General features: G+C 64.7%; 19 protein-coding genes and 1 pseudogene. 11 read left to right on the top strand and 9 right to left on the bottom strand.

Features of this window, described 5'->3' with window-relative positions; all coding sequences use genetic code 11:
- Positions 1–38: 38 nt before the first annotated feature.
- The 5 genes from ACSQ9I_RS18880 to mdlC are packed head-to-tail and all read right to left on the bottom strand — an operon-like array spanning position 39 to position 6,446.
- Positions 39–593, bottom strand: coding sequence for a Bug family tripartite tricarboxylate transporter substrate binding protein (locus ACSQ9I_RS18880; protein ID WP_436314091.1), 555 nt, complete (start codon positions 591–593; stop codon positions 39–41).
- Positions 590–2,317, bottom strand: coding sequence for an FAD-dependent oxidoreductase (locus tag ACSQ9I_RS18875; RefSeq protein WP_436314090.1), 1,728 nt, complete (start codon positions 2,315–2,317; stop codon positions 590–592). Before ACSQ9I_RS18875 ends, ACSQ9I_RS18880 begins: the two co-directional genes overlap by 4 nt.
- 23 nt (positions 2,318–2,340) lie before the next feature.
- Positions 2,341–3,306, bottom strand: a complete 966-nt coding sequence (locus ACSQ9I_RS18870; RefSeq protein WP_436314089.1) for a Bug family tripartite tricarboxylate transporter substrate binding protein — start codon at positions 3,304–3,306, stop codon at positions 2,341–2,343.
- A 20-nt stretch (positions 3,307–3,326) separates the two neighbouring features.
- Complete coding sequence (locus ACSQ9I_RS18865) at positions 3,327–4,778, bottom strand: aldehyde dehydrogenase (RefSeq protein WP_436314088.1); 1,452 nt, start codon at positions 4,776–4,778, stop codon at positions 3,327–3,329.
- 39 nt (positions 4,779–4,817) lie between these two features.
- A complete protein-coding gene (gene mdlC / locus ACSQ9I_RS18860; RefSeq protein WP_436314087.1) occupies positions 4,818–6,446 on the bottom strand; it encodes a benzoylformate decarboxylase in 1,629 nt (542 codons plus the stop codon).
- 84 nt (positions 6,447–6,530) lie between these two features.
- Here mdlC and ACSQ9I_RS18855 point away from each other — a divergent pair, with 84 nt between their 5' ends.
- The 4 genes from ACSQ9I_RS18855 to ACSQ9I_RS18840 all read left to right on the top strand — a co-directional run bounded on the left by ACSQ9I_RS18855 (position 6,531) and on the right by ACSQ9I_RS18840 (position 10,067).
- Complete coding sequence (locus tag ACSQ9I_RS18855; protein ID WP_436314086.1) at positions 6,531–7,436, top strand: LysR family transcriptional regulator; 906 nt, start codon at positions 6,531–6,533, stop codon at positions 7,434–7,436.
- Positions 7,437–7,963: 527 nt separating this feature from the next.
- The gene (locus ACSQ9I_RS18850; protein ID WP_436314085.1) at positions 7,964–8,488 is read left to right on the top strand and encodes an MOSC domain-containing protein; all 525 of its coding nucleotides are present in this window, start codon (positions 7,964–7,966) and stop codon (positions 8,486–8,488) included.
- A gap of 1 nt (position 8,489) precedes the next feature.
- On the top strand, positions 8,490–9,440 hold the full coding sequence (locus ACSQ9I_RS18845; protein ID WP_436314084.1) for a PDR/VanB family oxidoreductase: 951 nt from the start codon (positions 8,490–8,492) through the stop codon (positions 9,438–9,440).
- Positions 9,441–9,458: 18 nt separating this feature from the next.
- Entirely contained in the window at positions 9,459–10,067 is a 609-nt protein-coding gene (locus ACSQ9I_RS18840; protein WP_436314083.1) for a helix-turn-helix domain-containing protein, read from the top strand.
- Positions 10,068–10,111: 44 nt separating this feature from the next.
- On the opposite strand, the gene ACSQ9I_RS18835 is transcribed toward ACSQ9I_RS18840, so the two are convergent.
- From ACSQ9I_RS18835 to ACSQ9I_RS18820, 4 genes are read right to left on the bottom strand one after another with little or no spacing between them, the layout of a single operon-like run.
- Complete coding sequence (locus ACSQ9I_RS18835) at positions 10,112–10,801, bottom strand: 3-oxoacid CoA-transferase subunit B (protein ID WP_436314082.1); 690 nt, start codon at positions 10,799–10,801, stop codon at positions 10,112–10,114.
- Positions 10,798–11,460, bottom strand: a complete 663-nt coding sequence (locus tag ACSQ9I_RS18830; RefSeq protein ID WP_436314081.1) for a CoA transferase subunit A — start codon at positions 11,458–11,460, stop codon at positions 10,798–10,800. The genes ACSQ9I_RS18835 and ACSQ9I_RS18830 overlap by 4 nt, the downstream gene beginning before the upstream one ends.
- On the bottom strand, positions 11,457–12,659 hold the full coding sequence (locus ACSQ9I_RS18825) for an acyl-CoA dehydrogenase family protein (RefSeq protein ID WP_436314080.1): 1,203 nt from the start codon (positions 12,657–12,659) through the stop codon (positions 11,457–11,459). The genes ACSQ9I_RS18830 and ACSQ9I_RS18825 overlap by 4 nt, the downstream gene beginning before the upstream one ends.
- A gap of 23 nt (positions 12,660–12,682) precedes the next feature.
- Entirely contained in the window at positions 12,683–13,666 is a 984-nt protein-coding gene (locus ACSQ9I_RS18820; RefSeq protein WP_436314079.1) for a Bug family tripartite tricarboxylate transporter substrate binding protein, read from the bottom strand.
- A 276-nt stretch (positions 13,667–13,942) separates the two neighbouring features.
- On the opposite strand from ACSQ9I_RS18820, the gene acuR reads away from it, so the two are divergent.
- From acuR to ACSQ9I_RS18785, 7 genes and pseudogenes are all read left to right on the top strand, one after another.
- Positions 13,943–14,608 (top strand): acrylate utilization transcriptional regulator AcuR, encoded by a 666-nt coding sequence (gene acuR / locus ACSQ9I_RS18815; protein WP_436314078.1) that lies wholly within the window; start codon positions 13,943–13,945, stop codon positions 14,606–14,608.
- Positions 14,609–14,628: 20 nt separating this feature from the next.
- Positions 14,629–15,615, top strand: a complete 987-nt coding sequence (gene acuI, locus ACSQ9I_RS18810) for an acrylyl-CoA reductase (NADPH) (RefSeq protein ID WP_436314077.1) — start codon at positions 14,629–14,631, stop codon at positions 15,613–15,615.
- 13 nt (positions 15,616–15,628) lie between these two features.
- Positions 15,629–17,269: a thiamine pyrophosphate-dependent enzyme gene (locus ACSQ9I_RS18805; protein WP_436314076.1), complete on the top strand. Its 1,641-nt coding sequence runs from the start codon at positions 15,629–15,631 to the stop codon at positions 17,267–17,269.
- Between the two features lie 126 nt (positions 17,270–17,395).
- Positions 17,396–18,189, top strand: a pseudogene (locus ACSQ9I_RS18800) (aldolase).
- A gap of 142 nt (positions 18,190–18,331) precedes the next feature.
- Positions 18,332–19,351, top strand: coding sequence for an amino acid ABC transporter substrate-binding protein (locus ACSQ9I_RS18795; RefSeq protein WP_436315779.1), 1,020 nt, complete (start codon positions 18,332–18,334; stop codon positions 19,349–19,351).
- A 27-nt stretch (positions 19,352–19,378) separates the two neighbouring features.
- On the top strand, positions 19,379–20,602 hold the full coding sequence (locus ACSQ9I_RS18790) for an amino acid ABC transporter permease (protein WP_436314075.1): 1,224 nt from the start codon (positions 19,379–19,381) through the stop codon (positions 20,600–20,602).
- 2 nt (positions 20,603–20,604) lie between these two features.
- The gene (locus ACSQ9I_RS18785; protein ID WP_436314074.1) at positions 20,605–21,696 is read left to right on the top strand and encodes an amino acid ABC transporter permease; all 1,092 of its coding nucleotides are present in this window, start codon (positions 20,605–20,607) and stop codon (positions 21,694–21,696) included.
- Positions 21,697–21,712: the final 16 nt, after the last annotated feature.

Raw genomic sequence — 21,712 nt, 5'->3', positions numbered from 1 at the left:
ATCTCAGTAGTACAAATAGAAATCATTATCATTCACATTTAGGAGAAATCTTGGAGCCGATTGCTCGATTTGGTTCCGGTCGTGGCCAACAGCATCTCCATGGCCATGTGGCTCGGTGTCCCGGCGCCGCCGGAGGCATACAGCCGCGTCGAGGGCAACTGGACGAACTTCGCAAGGGACGGAACATCGGCCGCGGGATTGCAGACCAGCGTCTGGTTGAAGCTCGCGAAGTAGGTCACCGGTTTGAGCGATGCCCTCAGATCGAAGCCCAGCTTCCTGTACAGATGAGGATTGATGGTGAGGATCGTGTCGGGCCCGACGAGCAGTGTGTGGCCGTCCCTGGCATGCGCGACTTCTCCGGCGGCCAAGTTGCCTCCCGCGCCTGTCTTGTTCTCGATGATGACCGGCTGATTCCAGGCGGCCTGAAGCGCCGGCTGTATCAACCTGGCGATCACGTCACCCGGGGTGCCCGGCGGAAATGCGGCCACCAGGCGGACCGGTTTGGTGGGCCAAGCCTGCGCGAAGGCCGAAGGAGCCATCGCCAGGGCCAGCGCAAAGGCGGCGAGACGAAGAAGCGGGGTGTGGGCTTTCATGCCGGGTCTCCTCTCGTCGCATCGACGGAGATTGTTGTGGGGGTTGAAGTGGCGCGAGACAGCACACTTGCCGCGTCGTCCGCGGCCGCACCGCGCCATGCCACGATCTGGTCCGGGCGGATCAGTGCAAGCGGCGCTTCGTAGAGTTCGCGCAGGGCCGGCTGCGCCAGCCGCACGACGCGCAGGTCCATTTCCAGATCCCGTGCCGCGGCTTCGAAGGCTTCGGTAGCGGGGGCATCAGCCCCCAGCGCGAGCAGGGTCCATTCGGCGTGGAACAGGTCGAACAGCGAACGCCCGTCATCGAGCCACGCATGCGGCGGCCGGCCGCCCGGACTGGCGGTGGGTGTGTAGGCATTCGGCTCGTCGGGCGGCAGCACGGCCCCATCGCCGAGGATGATCGGCGAGCCGTCGTACCTGCCGCCGAAGGTCACGCCCGGGATATTGAATTCGAGCCTGGCATGCGCATCGAAGTGCAGACTCGCGAGCTTGCGCTCGGCATCGCCCCGAGGGGAGGCTTCCTCCAGTTCGGGCTTTGCCGCGAAGAGCCCCACCGAGTCGGCGAACTTGCGCGCGTAGCTGGTGTTGCGCTCGGCCAGGGGCCTGCGCTCGGCCTCGTAGCTGTCGAGCAATCCCAGCGGTGCCTGGCCGCGGACCACGCTCGCGAGCTTCCAGCCCAGGTTGACTGCGTCTTCGACGGCCGTGTTGTAGCCCAGCCCGCCGGTGGGCGTGAACAGGTGGGCCGCATCCCCCGCGATGAAGACCCGGCCCTGCTGGAAGCGCTGCGCCACCAGCGCATGCCCGGCGAGCCAGGTGGCCATGGAGAGAATCTCGATCGGCACGTCGGCCCCTACCGCCTCGGCGAAGACACGGCGCGCATCGGCCTCGGTCCAGCCGTCGGCATCTTCGCCGGGGCGCAGCGCCGCATGGAAGGCGTATTCGGACACGCCGTCCACCGAGGCCATGAAGGCACGCCTTTCGTGGTTGACGGCCACGTACATCCAGGCCTTGGGGTGGCGCAGCACGTCGAGGAACCGGGGCGCGCGCAGGTAGATGGCAAACATCTTGCCGCCCATGAACTCGCGCTGGATGCCGCTCTCGCCGCCCCACTCGATGCCCAGCTGTTGCCGGACCAGGCTGCGCGCGCCGTCGGCACCGATCAGGAACTTCGCGGCCACGTCCTGCGCAGGGCCGCCTTCGCTCGGCCGCACCGTGGCGCTCACCGACTCACCGTTGTCGCTGAACCGCTCCAGCCGCCAGCCATAGCGCACATCGGCGGAAGGCCAGGCCTGTGCATGGCGGCGCAGCGCCTGCTCGACGAATTTCTGCGATACGCGATGCGGCAGTTCGGCGGCGCTCCAGGAACCCGTCATCGACTTGACCTTGACCGCGGCCTCGGCGGCCGTGGGCAGGCTGATGCGCGCCAGCTCATGCCCGGCCAGGCGCGTGAAGTAGGCGATGTCCGTCGGGTGGTCGGCCGGCAGCCCCAGCGCACGGATCTCGTGCGCGAAGCCGAGTCGGCGAAAGTGCTCCATTGTGCGTGCCTGCGTCGCATTGGCCTGCGGGTTGAAGGCCGTGCCCGGCTTGGCGTCGACTAACAGGCAGCGGATGCCGCGGCGGCCGAGCTCGTTGGCAAGCATCAGGCCGCAGGGACCGCCGCCGGCGATCAGCACGTCCGTGGCGATGAGGGGAGGGCGGCCGGCATCGGGCCGGAGCGTGGCGGTCATCGGCTGTCTTTCTTCTTCATGCATCAGTCGGCGCGGATGCCGCGTTCCCGGATCACGGCGCCCAGCCGCTTGAAGTCGGCTGCGCCCTTGTCGCTGAAGGCCGCGGGGGTCAGCGGCTCCGGCACGTTGCCGAGGGTTTCGATGGTTGCCCGGACGGCCGGCAGTGCCAGCGCGCGGTTGACTTCGGCATTGATTCGCTGGATCACGCCCGGCCGGGTGCCGGCAGGCGCGTAGAGGCCGAACACTGCATCGGCGTCGAAGCCCTTCAGCCCGAGTTCGTCGAGCGTCGGTACCTCGGGCATCTGCGGCGCGCGCTTGAGGCTTGCCACGGCCAGCATGCGCAGCTTGCCGGTCTTGACGTGCTGGATGCTGATGCCGGGATCGAAGAGGAAGTCGATCTGGCCGCCCAGCAAATCCGTCAGCGCGGGTGCTGCGCCGCGGTAGGGCACATGGATGGCCGTGGTGCCTGTCTGGCCGGTCATCATCTCCGCCGCGAGGTGCGGCGAGCTCCCGTTTCCGGGCGATCCGAACGACCGCCTGCCGGGGTTCGCCTTGAGGTCGGCGACCAGGCCCTTGAAGTCCTTGACCGGGCTGTCGGCACGGACCACCAGGTAGAACGGAACGCGCGCGACGGATGCGACCGGGACGAGATCCTTCGCCGGATCGAAGGGCATCTTTGCGTAGATGTGCGGATTGATCGACACCATGCCGCCGGAGCTCATCAGAAACGTATAGCCATCGGGTGGCGACTTGGCGACGAAATCGCCGCCGAGGTTGCCGCCGGCGCCGCCCCTGTTCTCGACGAGCACCGGCTGGCCCAGAGCTTCGTGCAGCGGTGCGCTGATCACGCGCGCCAGCTGGTCGGCCGCGCCGCCGGGCGCGAAGTTGGCGACGATCTTGATGGGCTGCCTGGGCCAGTCCTGGGCTTGGGCGATGCCGCACGGGCCGAGTCCGAGCGCCAGCGCCGCGGTTGCGAGCAGGGATTTCATGGGCTGTCTCCTGCGCTTCATCAGAACGGATAGTGGCGTTCGGTGGTCTGCACCGTGAGCCAGCGCAGTTCGGTGAACGCGTCGATGCCGGCCTTGCCGCCGAATCGGCCGTAGCCCGAGTCCTTCACGCCGCCGAAGGGCATCTGCGCCTCGTCGTGCACGGTCGGGCCGTTCACGTGGCAGATGCCGGAGTCGATGCGATTGGCAACCTCCCAGGCACGCGCGATGTCGCGCCCGAACACCGCCGCGGACAGCCCGTAGGGGTTGTCGTTGGCCACGCGCACCGCTTCGTCGACACCGTCGACACGCACCACCGGCTTCACGGGACCGAAGCTCTCTTCATGGTAGATGCGCATCTGCGGCGTCACGTGGTCGAGCAGCGTCGCGGGCATCAGCGTGCTGTCGGCCTTGCCGCCGCAAACCAGCTTCGCCCCTTTGGCAAGCGCGTCGTCGATCAGCGCGTTGCAGCGCTCGACGGTGCTCGCATCGACCACCGAACCCAGCACCACCGGCCCTTTGCGCGGATCGCCCAGCGGCAGCTGCACGGCCTTGGCGGCGAGCTTCGCGACGAAGGCGTCCGCGATCTTGCGGTCCACGATGATGCGCTCGGTGCTCATGCAGATCTGGCCGCTGTTGGCGAAGGCGCCGAAGGCCGCGCCGTTGACCGCGGCGTCGAGGTCGGCATCGTCCAGCACGACCAGTGGGGCCTTGCCGCCAAGCTCGAGCACCGCCGGCTTCAGGTACTTCGCGCAGGTCTGCGCGATCAGTCTGCCGACGCGGGTGGAGCCGGTAAAGTTCACGCGGCGTAGCGCCGGATGGGCAATGATCGCTTCGACCACCTCGGCCGCATCCGCCGGCGCATTGGTCACGAAGTTGACGACGCCGGTCGGGAAGCCGGCATCCTTGAACGCTTCAACGATCAGTCCGTGTGTCGCAGGGCTGAGTTCCGAGCCCTTGAAGACGACCGTATTGCCGCAGGCCAGCGGCGTGGCGATCGCACGCACGCCGAGGATCACCGGCGCATTCCAGGGCGCAATGCCCAGCACGACGCCGGCCGGTCGGCGCAGGCCCAGGGCCAGGCTGCCGGGCACGTCGGAGGGGATGACCTCGCCGCTGATCTGGGTGGTCATGCCGGCCGCTTCCTGCAGCATGCCGGCGGCCAGGTGCACGTTGAAACCGGCCCACGGGGCGCCGGCACCGGTCTCGGATGCCATGGCGTCCGTCAAGGCCTGTGCCTTGGCCTCGATGGCCTGAGCCGCCTTCAGCAGCAGCGCCCTGCGTTCGCCCGGGCCGGTGCGGGACCAGGCCGGAAACGCGGCCGCGGCGGCTTCGACCGCTGCCACCGCGTCGGCCTTCGTTGCGGCCGGCGCGACGGTCGCCACCGTCCCGTCGAGCGGATTGCGGCGCTCGAAGGTCGCACCGTCCGCAGCCTGGCGGCTCTCGCCATTGATCAACATCGATATCGTGCCCATCGTCTTGTCTCCTTGTAGATTTGGAAAGGCGAAAAACCGTCAGCCCACTTCGATCTCGACCAGCATCGGTGCGGACGATTGCAGGGCCTGGTGCAAGGCGGGACGCAGTTGCTCCGCCGTGTCGACGCGCAGCCCCTTCATGCCTTGCGCGCCAGCCAGCGCGACAAAATCGAGATCGGGGAGGTCCGTGCCCGGCACATGCTCGTCCGGCCGGTAGCCGAAGATGCGGGCGAAGTCGTACAGCGCGGCGTAGCGGCGGTTCTTCAGGATCAGCACCGTGACCGGCAGCGCCAGCTGGGCTGCGCTCCACAGCGCCTGGATGGCGTACATCGCCGAGCCATCGCCCACCAATGCAATGACTCGTGAGCCCGGCTTGCCCAGCGCCACCCCCACCGCCGCCGGAAGGCCGTAGCCCAAGCCGCCGCTGCACATGGTGTAGAAGGTCTCGGATTCGAAGATCGGCAGGTGGCCGTGCATCACGGGCCGTGCGCTGGGTGCTTCCTCAACCAGGATGCTGTCGCGCGCGCGCACGTCGGCCAGCGTCTGCAGCACCCAGGCCACCGGTAGGCGCTCGCCGGGTTCGGGCTCTGCCATGCGCGGCGGCCGCACATGGGCAGGTGGTGCTGGACGATCGCGCGGCGTGCTGCACTCGAGCAGATCGAGCAGTCCGAGGCGGATGCTGCCGACCACGGAGGTTCCCGTCGGCGCCCAGGCCGCGACCTGGGGATCGTCCGTCAGCTGCACCAGCTCGGTCCCCTCGGGCAGGTGCGGCCCGTGGCCCGGCACATGGTAGGTGAACGCCGGCGCACCGAGCGCAAACACCAGGTCGTGGCCAGCGAGCCGCTCGGCGATGCGCTCACGCATCGGCGGCAGGAAGCCGCCCCACAGCGGATGATCTTCCGGAAAGCTGCATCGGCCCGACATGGGCGCGACATACACGCGCGCGTTGTGCCGCTCGGCCAATTGGACCGCCTCTTTCCAGGCCTCGTCGCGATCGACCGCGGCACCGACGACGAAGGCGGGGGAGCGGGCGCCATCGAGGGCCGCGGCAATGCGTGCGAGAAGGTCGGGGTCAGCGCGCAGGTGGCGGCTGACCTCTCGTGCATCAACCGGCAAGGTCTGAACGTCCCAGTCGTCCGACGGAATCGAGACCAGCACGGGGCCTCGCGGCGGGGTCATCGCGATGTAGTAGGCCCGCGCGATCGCCAGCGGAACGTCCTCGGCCCGCGCCGGCTCGACGCTCCACTTCACATAGGGCCTCGGCAGTTCGGGCGCCTGCGTGGAGCCGAGGAAAGGCTCGAAGGGCAGGATCGACCGCGCCTGCTGCCCGGCCGTGATGACAAGCGGCGTGCGGTTGCGAAAGGCCGTGAAGATGTTGCCCATTGCATGGCCGACGCCGGCGGCGGAGTGCAGGTTGATGAATGCCGCGTTGTGCGTGGCCTGCGCATAGCCATCCGCCATGCCCACGACCACCGACTCCTGCAGACCGAGCACGTAGCGGAAGTCTTCCGGGAAGTCGATGAACATCGGCAGTTCAGTCGAGCCGGGGTTGCCGAATACGCTGGTCATGCCGAACGCGCGCAGCAGCCTGAAAACCGCGTCTCGCACGGTCAGGGTGCTGACGGCCGAGAGGGGCGCTTGCGCGGAAAGTTCGACGCGTCGATCCATGAATGCTCCTAGATGAAGGCCGCAGTCTTACGCTTGCCGCGGTATTCATCAATACAATGAAATGTCTAAAGCAAAATTAGACGAATGCATACTGAAAAGCTGGACATGAACCTGCTCCGCCTGTTCGAGGCGGTCTACCGCCTGGGCAGCGTCAGCCGCGCCGCCGATGCGCTGGGGCTGTCGCAGCCGGCGGCCAGCCAGGGTCTGACAAGGTTGCGTCTCGCCTTGGGCGATGCGCTGTTCGTGCGCGCCAACGGGCGCATGCGACCGACGCTGCGTGCGGAGCGGCTCGCAAGCGTCGTTCAGCCGGCCGTGGCGGCCATCGAGGATGTGCTGCGGGACGAAGACACTTTCGATCCGTCACGCTCGAAGATGACCGTTCGGCTGCATATGAACGACATCGGAGAAGCCCGGCTGCTGCCAGAATTGATGGAAGCCTTGCACCGCCAGGCACCCGGCATACGCGTGCATACGACTCCGCTGCCGCACGGGGAGATCACCGATGCCCTCGAAACCGGCGCCATCCATTTCGCGCTCGGGTTTCTGCCTTCGGTCAGCGGAACGGAGCGCGTCGAGTTGCTGCGCGATCGCTACGCGGTGGTGGTGCGGTCGGGACATCCGATGGCCAAGGCCACGAAGGCGGCGGATGTCCGCATGACCATTCAGGACCTGCGGCGTCTGGAATACGTGGCCGTGCGCTCGCATTCGGAGACCTTCCGCATCTTGCAGCAGCTCGGGCTCGATGGAAGGCTGGTGCTCAACTCGGCGCATTTTCTTGCGCTGCCGGCGATCATTGCGCGCACCGATTTCGCCGTCGTGATGCCGCAGGCGATCGCGCGCAGGTTCATCGAGCCGAAGCGCTATGCGGTGCTTCCGGCGGAGCTTCCCCGCAGCGCCTTCACCGTGTCGCTGCACTGGAGCCGCCGCTTCGAATCGGATCCCGCGCACCATTGGATGCGGAATCTCTTCATCGGTCTTTTCAAGGACTAGGACGCTGATGGTGGAATGATGCCGCCTTGTCGAGGCGTGCGAAGCTTTCGGCCAGATGCACGGGACCTGCACGATCGGCGTGCCCATACACCACGAAGTCGGGCCGCGTCAGAACGGCCTCGGCGTCGAGGGATTCCCGGAATAGGGCATACACGCCGTCGGCATCTATCAGGCGATCACCCTGGCACAGACCTGAAGCAGGTGCCAACTCGACGAACCGGACGCCGCCCGCTCGCAGCGCGGCCTTGAGAGTCGCAGGCTACTCGTCTGTCACATCGGGGTTTGCGAAAAGAGCGAAGGCAACCCGACATGCTCATCGACGCGCGTCGCGCGACCATCAACCGTGTTGCGGCCCTGTGGTCCAAGATCCCTGCCTGCCGCATTGGTCTTCCATCACCTTTTGGCCAGAATGCCACGCTTCGAGCCAGTTCTCGTGGTGCCTGGCGAGTCCCATGGGACACAAAGTGTCCTACAATGAGGTTCCTTCATCAAACCGGCTGAGCCACCGTTATCAAGGAGCGTGTTACATGCTTACTGCAGCAACTCACCAACAGGAGTTCGGCAATCGGGAAGTTGTTCCTGCCTGGGCGGGCGTCGTTCGATATCTTCACATCACGCCTCGCGCCTTCCTCCCCATGGAGTCATTCGACGAGTTGACGCTTGTGGCTGGCAAGGGCATCGAAGGGGACCGGTACATGATCGGAAGGGAGTCCGGCTTCTACTCCCACAAGCCGGAGGAGGGACGGCAGATCACGCTGTTCGAGATCGAGACGCTTGAGGCCTTGGCGCGCGATGCAAAGATCCAAATGCTGCCCGAGGAACATCGCAGAAACATGACCGTGCAAGGGGTGCCGCTGAATCATCTGGTCGGCCGCCAATTCTGGGTGGGGGAAACGCTTCTTGAAGCCACCCGGCTCTCCACGCCGTGCCGCCACATCGAGGAAATCCTCGGCAAGGCCGTGTTCGATCCATTGATCAACAGGTCCGGGCTAAATTGCCGGATCCTGAAGGGCGGCGTCATCCGCGTGGGCGACGCTGTCCGCGGCGCGTGATATGCCGAAGGCGATCAAGCACCTGCAGGCTGTCGTTCGTGAAATCGACGAGCCACTGGCGGGAGTCAAGCGGCTCGTGTTGACCGACCAGGACGGCTGGCGCCTGCCTGCCTTCAGGCCCGGAGCGCACATCGATCTCCACCTTGCCAATGGGCTCGTACGCACCTATTCGCTGTGCAACGACCCCGCCGATAGCAGGAGATACGTTGTCGCAGTCAAGCGCGAAGAGGGGGGGCGCGGAGGGTCGCGCCACATACACGACGAGCTTCATGCCGGCGAAGTCATTGGTGTTTCGGTACCGCGCAGCGGGTTGGAGTTTTCGCCAACGGGAATGAATATCTTCGTTGCCGGCGGAATAGGCGTGACGCCGTTCGTTTCCGCGATTCTGGCGTTGGAGCGTGAGGGCAAAACGAACTACGAACTCCATTGGGCAAGCATGGGTCACCCGAGCCTGATCGACATGCTGGAGCCGGCGGTCAAGGGTGGACGGGTCCACTTGTACAACACGCTCGAGGTCAATCCGCCCGACATCAAATCCCTCTTGGGAGCCCATGGTGAAGATGCAAAGGCATTTTGCTGTGGACCCACAGGGATGCTCGATGCATTCGAATCCGCTGTCGCAGAGTGGCCTGAAAGCCGCAAGCACGTGGAGCGGTTCACGGCGTCCAAGCTTGTTCCAAACCTGATCGCGCAGCCATACAGCGTAGTGCTGGCCAAGAGCGGTCGCGAGATGGAAGTGCGGCCCGAGGTGGGACTCCTTGCCACCTTGGAAGCGATGGACGCCGATATCTCCGTGTCGTGCGCCGGCGGCATCTGCGGGGCATGCCGCACACGCTGGACCGAGGGGCCGCCCATCCATCACGATCGGGTATTGAGTGCTCAGGAGCGCACGCATGAAGTGATCGTCTGCGTTGCGGAGTGTGCAGGGCCCCGGCTGGTTCTCGACATCTAGGCAGCGAGCGACACACTCGTGCCAGAATCGGGCCCCGCAGCAATTTCCAGTGGGTTGCGAGCAGCCGATCGGCCTGCAGCAGACCCGTTCAAAGCCTTGGCATTACACCTCAAGTACCTGCGCGTCCAAAGCGGATTGACGCTGGAGAATCTGGCTCGAGACTCAGGGCTCACGCGCAGCTATTTGTCGAAGATCGAGCGTGGCGTATCCACGCCGTCGATCGAGTCGGCACTCAATATCGCCAAGGCCCTGGGTGTGACGGTGGACCGGCTCTTCGGACAACAGCCGGAGGAAGACGTCGTTTCGATCGTCCGGGGCAACGGCTCCATCGCGGGAGATCCCACGACGCATCTCTCGCTGGTCGCGGGCCTTCGCAACGACCGCGTGATGCGGGCATTCATCGTGCGGCCGGGAAAAACCCAGAAGCGCGGCCGGATCATGAGCCACCACGAGGGCGAGGAAATCCTCTTCGTTCTCACCGGCCATATCGAGATGCAGATCGGGTCACGCAAGGAGCGGCTGGAGCCAGGCGACTGCGTGCAGTTCGACTCCACCATTCCGCACAAGCTCACGGCGCTCACCGATGAACCGGCGTCGGCCCTTGTCGTGATTGCCGCCACCGCATAGGTCTCGACGCGCGGCTCGTCCCGTAGCCCGCATCTCGATCGATCTCAGCGGGACGGCGCGAGCACCCCATTAGAAGAGAATCGCCGCAGCGTGGGCGCCGGCTTCAGCGGCGCCCCGGTGAGCTGCTGCACGGACTCCAGCGTTGCGCCTTCGAAAAGCGCCTGCACGACGAATCCATCGGCGCTGATGTCGATGATCGCCAGGTTCGTGAACACCTTGGCCACGACACCCACTGCCGTGAGCGGCAAGGTGCAACGCTCGACCAGGCGCGGCTGGGCATCGCGCGTGGTGTGCTCCATCATCACCCAGATCTGCTTGGCTCCCACGGCAAGATCGATAGCTCCGCCGATAGCCGGCGGCGCGCCGTTCAGGTCGCCCGTGGTCCAGTTGGCCAGGTCGCCGTGCTGGGAGACCTGGAACGCACCAAGGATGGCGATGTCGAGGTGGCCTCCGCGCATCATCGAGAAAGACAGGCTCGAGTCGAAGAAGGACCCGCCGCGGGCGAGCGTGACGGGCATTTTCCCGGCATTGATCAGGTCCAGGTCTTCCTCTCCCTCGGCCGGCTTGGGACCGACGTTGAGAATGCCGTTCTCGCTGTGGAGCATGACCGAGGTGTCGGAGGGAAGATAGTCCGCCACGTTCGTCGGTGCTCCGATGCCGAGGTTGACGAACCCTTGCTTGGGAAGCTGGTGTGCGACCAGGCGCGCGAGTTCCAGTCTGGATAGCGAGTTCATGCGGGCCTCGAGAGAAAGACGCGGTCGACAAAGATGCAGGGAGTGATGATGCCTTCGGGGTCGAGCTCGCCGGGCTCCAGGAGTTCGTCGACTTCCACCGCAACCACCTCTCCGGCAGTGGCCATCACCACAGAATGATTTCGTGCCGTCTTGTTGTAGTTCAAGTTGCCGAGCACATCGGCCTGCCGGCCCTTCAGGAGCGAGAACTGCGCGTGCAAGGGCTTCTCCAGAAGGAACTCGCGGCCATCGACCACGACCTTCTGCTTGCCCTTCTCGAACACGGTGCCTACACCCGTCGGAGTGAGGAATCCGCCAAGGCCCGCACCGCCGGCCCGGATGCGCTCGACCAGCGTGCCCTGCGGGACCAGTTCGAGTTCGACATCGCCGGCCCGGTATTGGTCGGCGAACACGTCCGCGCTTCTCGGATAGGAACAGATGATCTTCCGGACGATGCGTGAACCGAACCACAGCGAGAGGTCCTGGCCGCCGGAGCCTGCGTTATTGGAGATGACGGTCAGTTCGCGCACCCCAAGGTCCAGTACCGCCTCGATCATTCCGCGCGGAACGCCTGCGCCGCCGAAGCCGCCAACCATCACCGTGTCTCCGTCGCGCAAACCGCTGACTGCGGCGTTCGCATCCTTGACGACCACATTTCTCATTGATCGGATTCCTTTTGCGCGGGCGAAGGCCCATAGTCTTTGGCCAGGCCTTTGGCGATGCGGTCGAGCAGCATCTGGCTGGTGCCATCGCCGAATGCCGCCAGCCGTGTTTCGCTCGACAGCATGGCAAGGCGGTGATCGGCGCTCGCGCCGGTGGCGCCCATTGCACGCTGGCATTGGTCGAGCGCCCACACGGCCACGTCGACGGCGAACTTTTTTGCCTGGGCGGCCAGCGTCAGTGCCGCCTTTCCTGTTTGCACGGCAATCGCTGCGCGCAGCACGAGTGCATTGGCCGCCTCCAGGCGCAGGGAGACCTCCGCGAGCTCCCATCCGAGCCCCTGATGCCTGAGCAGCGGCTTGCCGAATGCTCCCCTTGAATCCGCGTAGCCGACCGTCTCTGCCAAGGCCGCCCTCGCGGAGGCGACACACATCGCCGCGACATGAACGCGTGCGGCATTGACCGATGCCATGGAAGACTTGAACGCCTGCCCTGGCGGGTCGAAGAGACACCAGTCGGGAACGAAATGATCCTGGAAAACCAGGGATGCCAGCCTGAAGGATAGGGCGCCCGGCATGACGGGTTCATCCCTTCGCAGCGTCGGCCCATCAACCAGCGGCACCAGAAAAGACGCGATATCACCGGCCTCCGCGCCGACTGGGTCCTCAACTCTTGCAAGCAGGTTGGCGCATTGGATGATCGAACCGTTGGTGATCCACGACTTGGTGCCGCTGATCAGCCATCCGCCGTCCACGCGCCGTGCCCTCGTCTTCAGCGCGGCCAGGTCGCTGCCGCCATCGGGCTCGGACATGGCGGGGGCGCACAGCGTTCGCCCACCCAGCATGCCGTCGAGGAGTTCGAGACGTTGCTTCTCGGAGCCGAAGCGCGCCACGCGAGTCACGGAGCCCTGCAGATTGTTGATGGCGAAGGCCGCGGCAAAGCCGTGCTCCGCCATCGTCTGCGCCACGCGAATCTTGCAGAGGAACGAGGCGTCGTGGCCGCCGAATTCCCTTGGCGTTTGAAGCCCCAGGAAGCCTTCCTTTGCCCACCTGTCGATCCATGAGGCATCGTAGGCGCGGCCCTGCGTGTGCGACTCCAGGAGGTGGGCGCTGAATTCGCCGCGGCAGAAGTCGGCAGCGGCCTCGACGAGCGCTCGCTCCGCCGCGGACAGTCTCTCGTCGTAGAGGTCGTAGAAGTTCATCGGATCGAATACCGGGCAGTCGGTCAGCGGGCCAAGGGGGTCGTCTGCGTTTTCGCCCAATCGTTCCAGAACACGATCTCCTTGGCCACCTGTTTGGTGTACAGATCGGGCGTCGACACCTTCACCGGAACCGCGCCGAGCGTCTCCAGCTGCGCCAGGAACTCGGGGCTCGTCACCACCTTGTCGAGCGCCACCGCAATCTTCTGGACGACGGGACCCGGCGTGCCCGCAGGCGCCGCAATGCCGAACCAAGGCGAAAGGTCGATCGGCTTGCTGCCGGCTTCCTGAAGCGTGGGCAGATCCGGGAACGCGGGCGAGCGCTCCGGCGCCGCTACTGCCAGAGCCTTGATCTTTCCGGCACGGATGTGCTGAGCGACCGTCGCCTCGGTGAAGAAGCCGACCTGCACCACGCCGGCCATGAGATCGGTGATGGGTTGCGCGCCGCCCTTGTAGTTCACGAACGTGAGTTGCGTGCCGTTGCGTGCATCGAACAGCGTTCCGCCGATGTGCGATGTCGCGCCGAAGGTGCCGCCGAAATTCAGCTTGCTGGGGTTTGCCTTCGCGTAGGCGATGAGTTCCTTGATGCTGTTGACCGGCACGTCGGGATTCACGACGACGAGATTGCGCTGCTTGGCGACGTTCCTGACGTAGGCAAAGTCCTTGAGCTGGTCATAGGAAAGCGTCGGATTCAGGGCTTGCCCGCGCGTCTGCGAGGACTCCACCGCGACGAGCAGGGTGTAGCCGTCCGGCTTCGACTTGGCGACGGCATCGGCGCCGATGACGCCGCCGGCACCTGCGCGGTTGTCAACGATGACCGTGCCGTTGAGCTCTTTGCCGAGGCCCTGCGCAATCACGCGGGCAATGATGTCCGTGGGACCCCCTGGCGGGAAACCCGCCACGAGCTTGATCGGCTTTGACGGATACGGCTCGTCGGCCAGCGCGGTGGTGATGGCCAGGCAGGCGAGGCCGGCGGCGACAAGCCATTTCTTGATGGAGTGGGGCTTCATGAGGCTTCCTTCTGCAGAAGTGAGGAGGTGGTCGAAGTATTGGCTACAGGACACATTGTGTCAATTAGGACTCGTATCAGGGTTTGCGAGAGCAAGACTTAGGCCTGCGAGCGAATCGGGGAAGAATCTGTAGATTTCATCTGTCGACCGTGCATAAGTGCAGATCGCTCAATGAAAGTGCACACGTGTCCGCATGTTGGTGCGACTTCGGCGGATGCGCGTTCGCCTCGGAGAAAGCAGTGGATGATCTCTAAACGATCGGTCTAGAATTGCCGCATGACAGAAAAACCCAGAACGGCCGTGGCGCGCGGCAAGCGGCCTTCGCCGGCGTATGCGGCAACGCGTGATGTACTGATCCGATGCGGGATGGAGCTGCTCACCGAGCAGGGCTTCAGTTCGACGGGCCTGGATGCCGTGCTGAAGCGGGCGACCGTGCCCAAGGGCTCGTTCTATCACTACTTTGCGAACAAGGACGCATTCGGAGCCGCCGTGATGGACGCTTATGACGACTACTTCAAGCGCAAGCTCGACCGGTGGTTGTTGAACCAGGAACGCGCGCCGCTCGATCGGCTTGCCGACTTCATTGCCGATGCATCCAGGGGCATGCGCAAACACCGCTTCACGCGGGGATGCCTGGTCGGCAACCTGAGCCAGGAACTGGGTGCCCTGCCTTTGGATTTTCGCGAACGCCTCGACGCCATTCTTGTCGGCTGGCAAGAGCGGGTGGCTTGCTGCCTGCGAGAGGCTCAGACGGCAGGAACCATCTCGGCGACGCTGGACGTCGAGCAACTCGCCGAGTTCTTCTGGATCGCCTGGGAGGGTGCCGTGCTCCGAGCCAGGCTGGTGCAGTCGGACCGTCCCCTGGTGACCTTCATCGAGGCATTCCTGTCCAGCCTGGGTGTACGCGCCCAGGCCTCGCCCCGCCACGCGGCGGGTCACTGATTTATTACTGGAGCGAAAACATGTTCAAAGGCATCGTCGTGGAAAAAGACGCGCAGGGCTACCGCGCCTCGCTGACCGAGATAGATGAAAACCGCCTGCCCGCAGGCGACGTCACGGTCCGCGTCGAATACAGCACGCTGAACTACAAGGACGGCCTGGCCATCACCGGAAAGGGCCCTGTGGTCCGGAGCTTTCCCATGGTGCCGGGCATCGACTTTGCGGGCGTGGTGGAGCAGAGCGACCATCCCGGATTCAAGCCAGGCGATGCGGTGGTGCTCAACGGCTGGGGCGTCGGCGAGACGCACTGGGGCGGGCTTGCGCAGCGTGCGCGCGTGAAGGGCGACTGGTTGATTCCGCTTCCGAAGCGTTTCAGCACCAGGGATGCCATGGCCATCGGGACCGCGGGTTATACCGCGATGCTGTGCGTGATGGCTCTGGAGCGGCACGGGCTGAAGGCGGGCGATGGACCGGTGCTTGTGACGGGTGCGAACGGCGGCGTGGGAAGCGTTGCGATCGCGCTGCTGGCCAAGCTCGGGTACACGGTCACCGCGTCCACCGGGCGGCCCGACGAGTCCGAGTATCTTCGGCGGCTCGGTGCTACCGAGGTGATCGATCGCAGGGAGCTGAGCGAACCGGGCAAGCCGCTGCAGAAGGAGCGTTGGATCGCCGCCGTGGACTCCGTTGGCAGCCACACGCTGGCCAATGTATGCGCGCAGCTTCGATACAACGGCGTGGTTGCTGCGTGTGGCCTGGCCCAGGGGCTCGACCTGCCTGCGTCGGTCGCGCCGTTCATCCTCCGCGGGGTAAGCCTCGTAGGCGTTGATAGCGTGATGCGGCCAAAGGCAGACCGTGTCGCGGCGTGGGAGCGGCTGGCGCGCGATCTGGATGGCCCGATCCTGGAAGACATTGCGGCCGAGATTGCGCTGCCGCAAGCGATCGACGCAGCCGCCCGGCTCATGCGGGGCGAGATCCGGGGTCGCCTGATCGTCGACGTGAACGCGTCATAAAAGAAGGACGTTCATGACGTACAGAGTTGCCGAGGCCATCGTCGACAGCATGGTCGCGCATGGTGCGGACCGTGCCTTCAGCGTTCCCGGTGAAAGCTTCCTGGCGCTCCTGGACGCGCTTCACGCGCGAGAGGACTTCGATCTGGTGACATGCCGGCACGAAGGCTCCGCGGCGCTGGCCGCGATTGCGGACGCCAAGTTGACGGGCCGCGCCGGCATCGTCATGGCGAGCCGGGGCCCCGGGGCGTTCAATGCTGCCATCGGCGTTCACGTGGCGGCCGAAGAGGCCGTTCCGCTGATCCTACTGATAGGCCAAGTCGAAACGCCGAACCTGGGCCGCGGCGCCGTTCAGGAAATCGATTCCAGCAAGGCTTTCTCCGGCTTGCTGAAATGGTCGGGGCGCATCGACAAGGCGGCAAGCGCCGCCGAAGTGATGGCCCGCGCCTTTGCCGCGGCGGTTTCGGGTACGCCCGGCCCGGTCGCCGTCGAGTTGCCCGAAGACGTTCTGACCGAACTGGTCGAGCGGCAGCCTGCGCGGGTTCACGGTGCGGCACTCGCAGAGGCGACTCTGGAGGATGCGGCGCGCGTGCACGAGCTGATTTCCAGGGCCGCCCGGCCGATCCTGATCGTGGGTGGGGAGTGCCGGACCGATGATTTCCGCAACGACCTCCAGGAGCTCGTCGGCCGGTGGGGCATTCCCGTTGCCGTCACCAACAAGAACCAGGACCAGTTCTCCAACACAGACCCTCGCTGGGTTGGCCAGCTGAGCTTCTTCACTTCGCCCGCGCACACCGCGCTCTTCAGCGGGGCCGACCTGATCGTTGCGATCGGCAGCCGCATGGGCGATGTGTCGTCCCTGGGCTTCGCCTTTCCGCGGCAAGGCACCAATCCGCAAAAGTTCGTTCACGTGTATCCCGATCCGGCCATGATCGGGCGCCATTTTTCGGCGGAACTGCCGATCGTCTCGACGGCGCATGGCTTCGTGCGTGCAGCATTGCGACATGGCGGCTCCGGGGCGGTTTCCAGCCAGTGGCTCGCGCGGGTGCGCGCGGCGGCCGACCGTGCGCACGGCTGGCAGCCACAAAATGTGGTGGCGAGCGACGTCCTGGGCCACACCATCATGGCGCTTGCGCGGCTCGCCCGGAGCAATGCGGTTTTGACCACCGATTCGGGCAACTTCGCCTCCTGGGTTCACCGCATCTTCAAGATGACGCCGGCGAACCGGCTGCTCGGCTCGGCATGCGGAGCCATGGGAACCGGTGTTCCCGCAGGTGTCGCGGCTGGCTTGCGCCATCCGGAGCGAGAAGTCCTCGCTTTCGTCGGCGATGGAGGATTTCTCATGAACGGCAACGAACTGATCACTGCGGTCGACAGAAGGCTGAACCTGCGCGTGGTGGTGTCGAACAACGGGTCGTACGGCACCATCCGCACCCACCAGCAGCGGCACTTTCCCCATCGCATCAGCGGCACGGACCTCGCGAATCCCGGCTTCGCAAGACTTGCCGAGGCTTTCGGGGCTCGCGGATTCAGGATCGAGCACTCGAGGGATGCCGCAGGCATCGTCGAGCAAGCCATGAGCGTCGAGGGACCGGCGTTGATCGAAGTCTGCAGCGATCCGGACATGTCGGTGGAACGCTCTCTCAAGTGGGAGTGAGCACCTATCCAGTCTTCCGGCGTGTCGCCGCGCGAAGCTCATAGCTGCTATGAGCTGTGGTGCATGGTTTCTTGTGCGGCAGCCCAGGATACTTTGTGTCATTACAAAGTCACGGAGACAAACCACATGGCTGAAGACTTGCGGTCCAAGGACTACTTCGACGATCGTGCAACCAGGGACATGGCCAGGCATCTAGTGTCACCTCGCCGGACCATGAAGGAGACCCTGCCTGCGCTTGCCGGATTCTTGCCATGACGGGGCAGGAAGCGGGTCTTGCAGGCCAGATCAGCGCACGGTCCGAGAGGGCAGGCGCGTACTGGACGCTCCGGTTCGGCCTCGGCTTCGACGAAGCCACGCCGGAGGACTTCATCGAAGTCGATGGCGACCTGAACACGCTGACGGGCAGCGGCATGCCGAACCCCGCGACGCGTTTCCACCTGTGGGTGTACGAGGCGCGGCCTGACGTTCAGTCCATCGTCCACACGCATTCCCCCTGGGCCTCCGCGCTCGCTGCAGCCAGGCAGCCATTGGTCATCGCCCAGATGGACATGACCCCCTTGCATGATGATTGCGCGTTCCTCGCAGAGTGGCCGGGGGTACCCATTGCGGATGATGAAGGGGTCATCATCTCGCGGGCGCTCGGATCGAAGCGAGCGATCGTCCTGGCGCACCACGGCTACCTGACGGCGGGAAAGACGACACAGGAAGCCACCTACCTGTCGGTTTATCTCGAGCGTGCCGCACGGATGCAGCTGCGGGCCCAGGCCGCATTCGGCCCTTTGACGCCGGTGGACGACGCTTTGGCGCGCGAGGCGCACGACTATCTGCTGAAGCCGTCGATCGTGAACAGCACCTTCGACTATTGGTGCCGGCAGACCGAAGCAGGCTCGGCGCCGCCCGCTTGCCGACCGCGGCCATAGAGCGCCCGCTCGACCCTTCCGCCTTCCGGCGTTGAATCCGATGGACGTGCATCTGGCATGTTCGTCCCGGACTCGTTCGCCCGCCCGCTTCTCCACGCTCAGCGTCTTCGCTGAAAACTCCCAGTCCACAAGGAAGATCGCCATGAAACTTGTCCGCCTCGCGGCCGCCGCCCTGATGGGCCTTTGTCTCTCAGGTATGAGCCATGCCGGCCAAACATTCGACACGGTGAAGAAGCGCGGCTTCGTGCAGTGCGGTGTCTCGACGAATCTCCCCGGATTCGCATTCACCGACAGCAAGGGAGAGTGGCAGGGCATCGACGTGGACACCTGCCGCGCCATTGCAGCCGCGATGTTCGGAAATGCGGCCAAGTTCAAGGTGATCCCGCTCACCACGCAAGCACGCTTCACTGCGCTGCAGTCAGGCGAAGTCGACGTGCTGACGCGTAACACCACCCAGACGATGTCGCGCGACACCACCCTGGGCCTCATCGGCGTTGGCGTGAACTTCTACGACAGCCAGGGCATCATGGTGACCAAGGATGCCAACGTCAGCAGCGCGAAGAATCTCGCCGGCGCAACCATCTGCGTCCTGCCCGGAACCACAACCGAACTGAACCTCACCGACTGGTTTCGCGGTCTCAAGCAAAGCTTCAAGCCGGTGCTGCTGGACACCGTCGACGAGATCAAGCGCGCGTTCGCGGCGGGCCGCTGCGATGGCATCACGATGGACAAGTCGCAGCTGGCGCTGGCGCGCATCGCCTTTGGAAACACCGAAAGGTATGTGATCCTGCCGGAGCCGCTGTCCAAGGAGCCTCTCGGACCGATGGTCCGCCAAGGCGACGAAGCCTGGTTCAACGTCGTGCGCTGGTCCCTCAATGCGCTTCTGGAGGCGGAGGAATACAACCTGACGTCCAAGAACGTCGACGAGATCGCGAAGGGCAGCATCCCGCCCAACATCCAGCGGATCCTCGGTACCTCTCCTGGCATGGGCAAGGGACTGGGGCTTGACGACAAGTGGGCATACAACATCATCAAGCAAGTCGGAAACTACGGTGAGATGTTCGACCGCAGCCTGGGCGCAGGGAGTCCGATGAAGCTCGATCGCGGCCTGAATGCCTTGTACACGAAGGGCGGCTTGATGTACGGGTGGCCCATTCGATAGCTCAACGCTGCGGCAGATGCGACGCGCATGTGGCGCGCGCACCGCCGCGATCGCGCCAAACCCGCACCCGACATTTCCATGAGCTCACCTCGACGCGCTCCGCTCAAGTTCAGTTGGAACAATCCGGAATTCAGGGCACTTGCCTATCAGGTCGTCGTCGTGGGGCTGGCCGCCCTCATGGCGTACTACCTTGTCTCCAACACCTTGCTCAACCTCGCGACGCGCAACATCGCGACTGGTTTTGCATTCCTGGAAAGGGAAGCGGGATTCGCCATCGGAGAGTCCCTGATCGAGTATTCGCCTTCGGACACCTACGCCCGCGCCATTCTCGTGGGACTTGCCAACACGCTGCGGGTCTCCGCCGTCGCATTGGTGTTGGCCACGATGCTCGGCGTCATTGTCGGGATCGCCCGGCTGTCGAGTAACTGGCTCATCGTGCGGCTGTCTAGTGCATACGTCGAGCTGATCCGCAATGTGCCGCTTCTACTGCAGCTCTTGATCTGGTATGCCGTCATCGGTGAGCTGCTGGCGGGTCCGAAGTCGGCCTTTCATCCGCTTCCGGGCATCTACCTGTCGAACCGCGGCATGCTGATGCCATCGGTCGATGGACCGGCCGTTGCGGGAATTATTTGGGGATTGGTGCTCGCTGTAGTCACGATCGTGGCGGTTGGCCGCTGGCAGCGCTCCAGCCGGCGCCGGACCGGTGCCCAATCGAGACTTTGGCCGTTCGCCCTGATGCTCTTGCTGCTCATGCCAATGGTCGGCTGGCTGGTCGGAGGGCGCGAATTTCATCTCAGCATTCCTCACCGGAGCGGATTCAACTTTGAAGGAGGCTGGGCGCTCTCTCCCGAGTTGTTCGCATTGCTGGTCGGGCTCGTCACCTACACCGCCGGGTTCATTGCAGAGATCGTCCGTGCCGGCGTCCAATCGGTGAGCCATGGCCAATGGGAGGCGGCACAGACGCTCGGGCTTCCACGGTCGCGCGTGCTTCGGCTCGTCATCCTGCCCCAGGCGCTCCGCGTGATCGTTCCCCCCACGACGAGCCAGTACCTGAACCTGGTCAAGAACAGCTCGCTCGCCGTCGCGATCGGCTACCCCGACCTGGTTTCCGTCGTCAACACCGTCCTTAACCAGACCGGCCAGGCGATCGAGGGCGTCTTGATCATCATGGCGGCCTTCATGACCGTGAGCCTCACGGTCTCGCTGTTGATGAACTGGTACAACAAGCGCATCGCGCTGGTGGAAAGATAGGCATGAGCACCACCACCCACACGGATCGGCCCGTCCTGCTAGCGCCGTCCAGAGTCCGGGCCAGGCTCGTGACCAGGCTGCGCCATAGCCTTTTCCAGTCTCCGGCGAGTGCGGTCTTGACCATCCTGACGATCTGGCTCGTCCTGATGCTGGCACCGCCACTTGTGCAGTGGATGTTGGTTAAGGCCAGCTTCCAAGCCCCCGACGCCCAGGCCTGCAGGGAGGCGGGTGGGGCCTGTTGGGCTTTCATCCGGGAGAAGTATCGGCTGATGCTCTTCGGTACCTACCCGCACGCCGAGCAATGGCGGCCATTGCTCGCGACGGCGCTGCTCGTCGCGTCGATCGTCTGGACGGCCACACGCCGGCTGGCCGGACTCCAGATTGTCGGGCTGTGGGTGTTCACGATCCTGGCGGTGGCGACGTTGATGTGGGGCGGCTTCCTCGGCTTAGAGTTCGTTGAGAACACGCGCTGGGGCGGCTTGCCCCTGACACTGATCCTGTCGACATTCGGAATCGCGTTTGCCTTTCCCATCGGCATCCTGCTCGCCCTGGGACGCCGCTCCCGGATGCCGGCTATCAAGGCAATGTGCGTCGCATACATCGAGCTGATACGCGGCGTGCCCTTGATCAGCCTGCTATTCATGTCTTCGGTGATGCTGCCCCTGTTCTTGCCGGAGGGCTTCAGCATCGACAAGCTTTTGAGGGCACAGCTGGCGATCATCTTCTTTGCGGCGGCCTACGTTGCAGAAATTGTCCGTGGCGGACTCCAGGCCATTCCCAAGGGTCAATACGAGGGCGCCGAGTCCATCGGATTGAGCTACTGGCAGCAGACGCGCAAGATCGTCCTCCCCCAGGGCCTCAAGGTAGTGATTCCGCCGCTGGTGAGCACTTTCATCGCGCTGTTCAAGGACACGTCGCTTGTCGTCATCATCGGAATCTTCGACCTCACGCAAGCAGCGAAGGCGGCTCTCGCGGATCCCGCGTGGACAGGCTTCGGCGTGGAGGCCTACCTTTTCATCGGCCTGATCTATTTCGTCTTCTGCTATTCCATATCGAGGTACAGCCAATCGCTCGAACGGAATCTGAAGCGCTAGCGTGCAATGGGAACAT

Origin of the sequence: Variovorax sp. LjRoot84 (assembly GCF_964254305.1) — a bacterium.
GTDB lineage: Bacteria > Pseudomonadota > Gammaproteobacteria > Burkholderiales > Burkholderiaceae_C > Variovorax.
The sequence above is the reverse complement of the archived record's forward strand: the minus strand, read 5'-3'. Positions and strand labels throughout refer to the sequence as shown.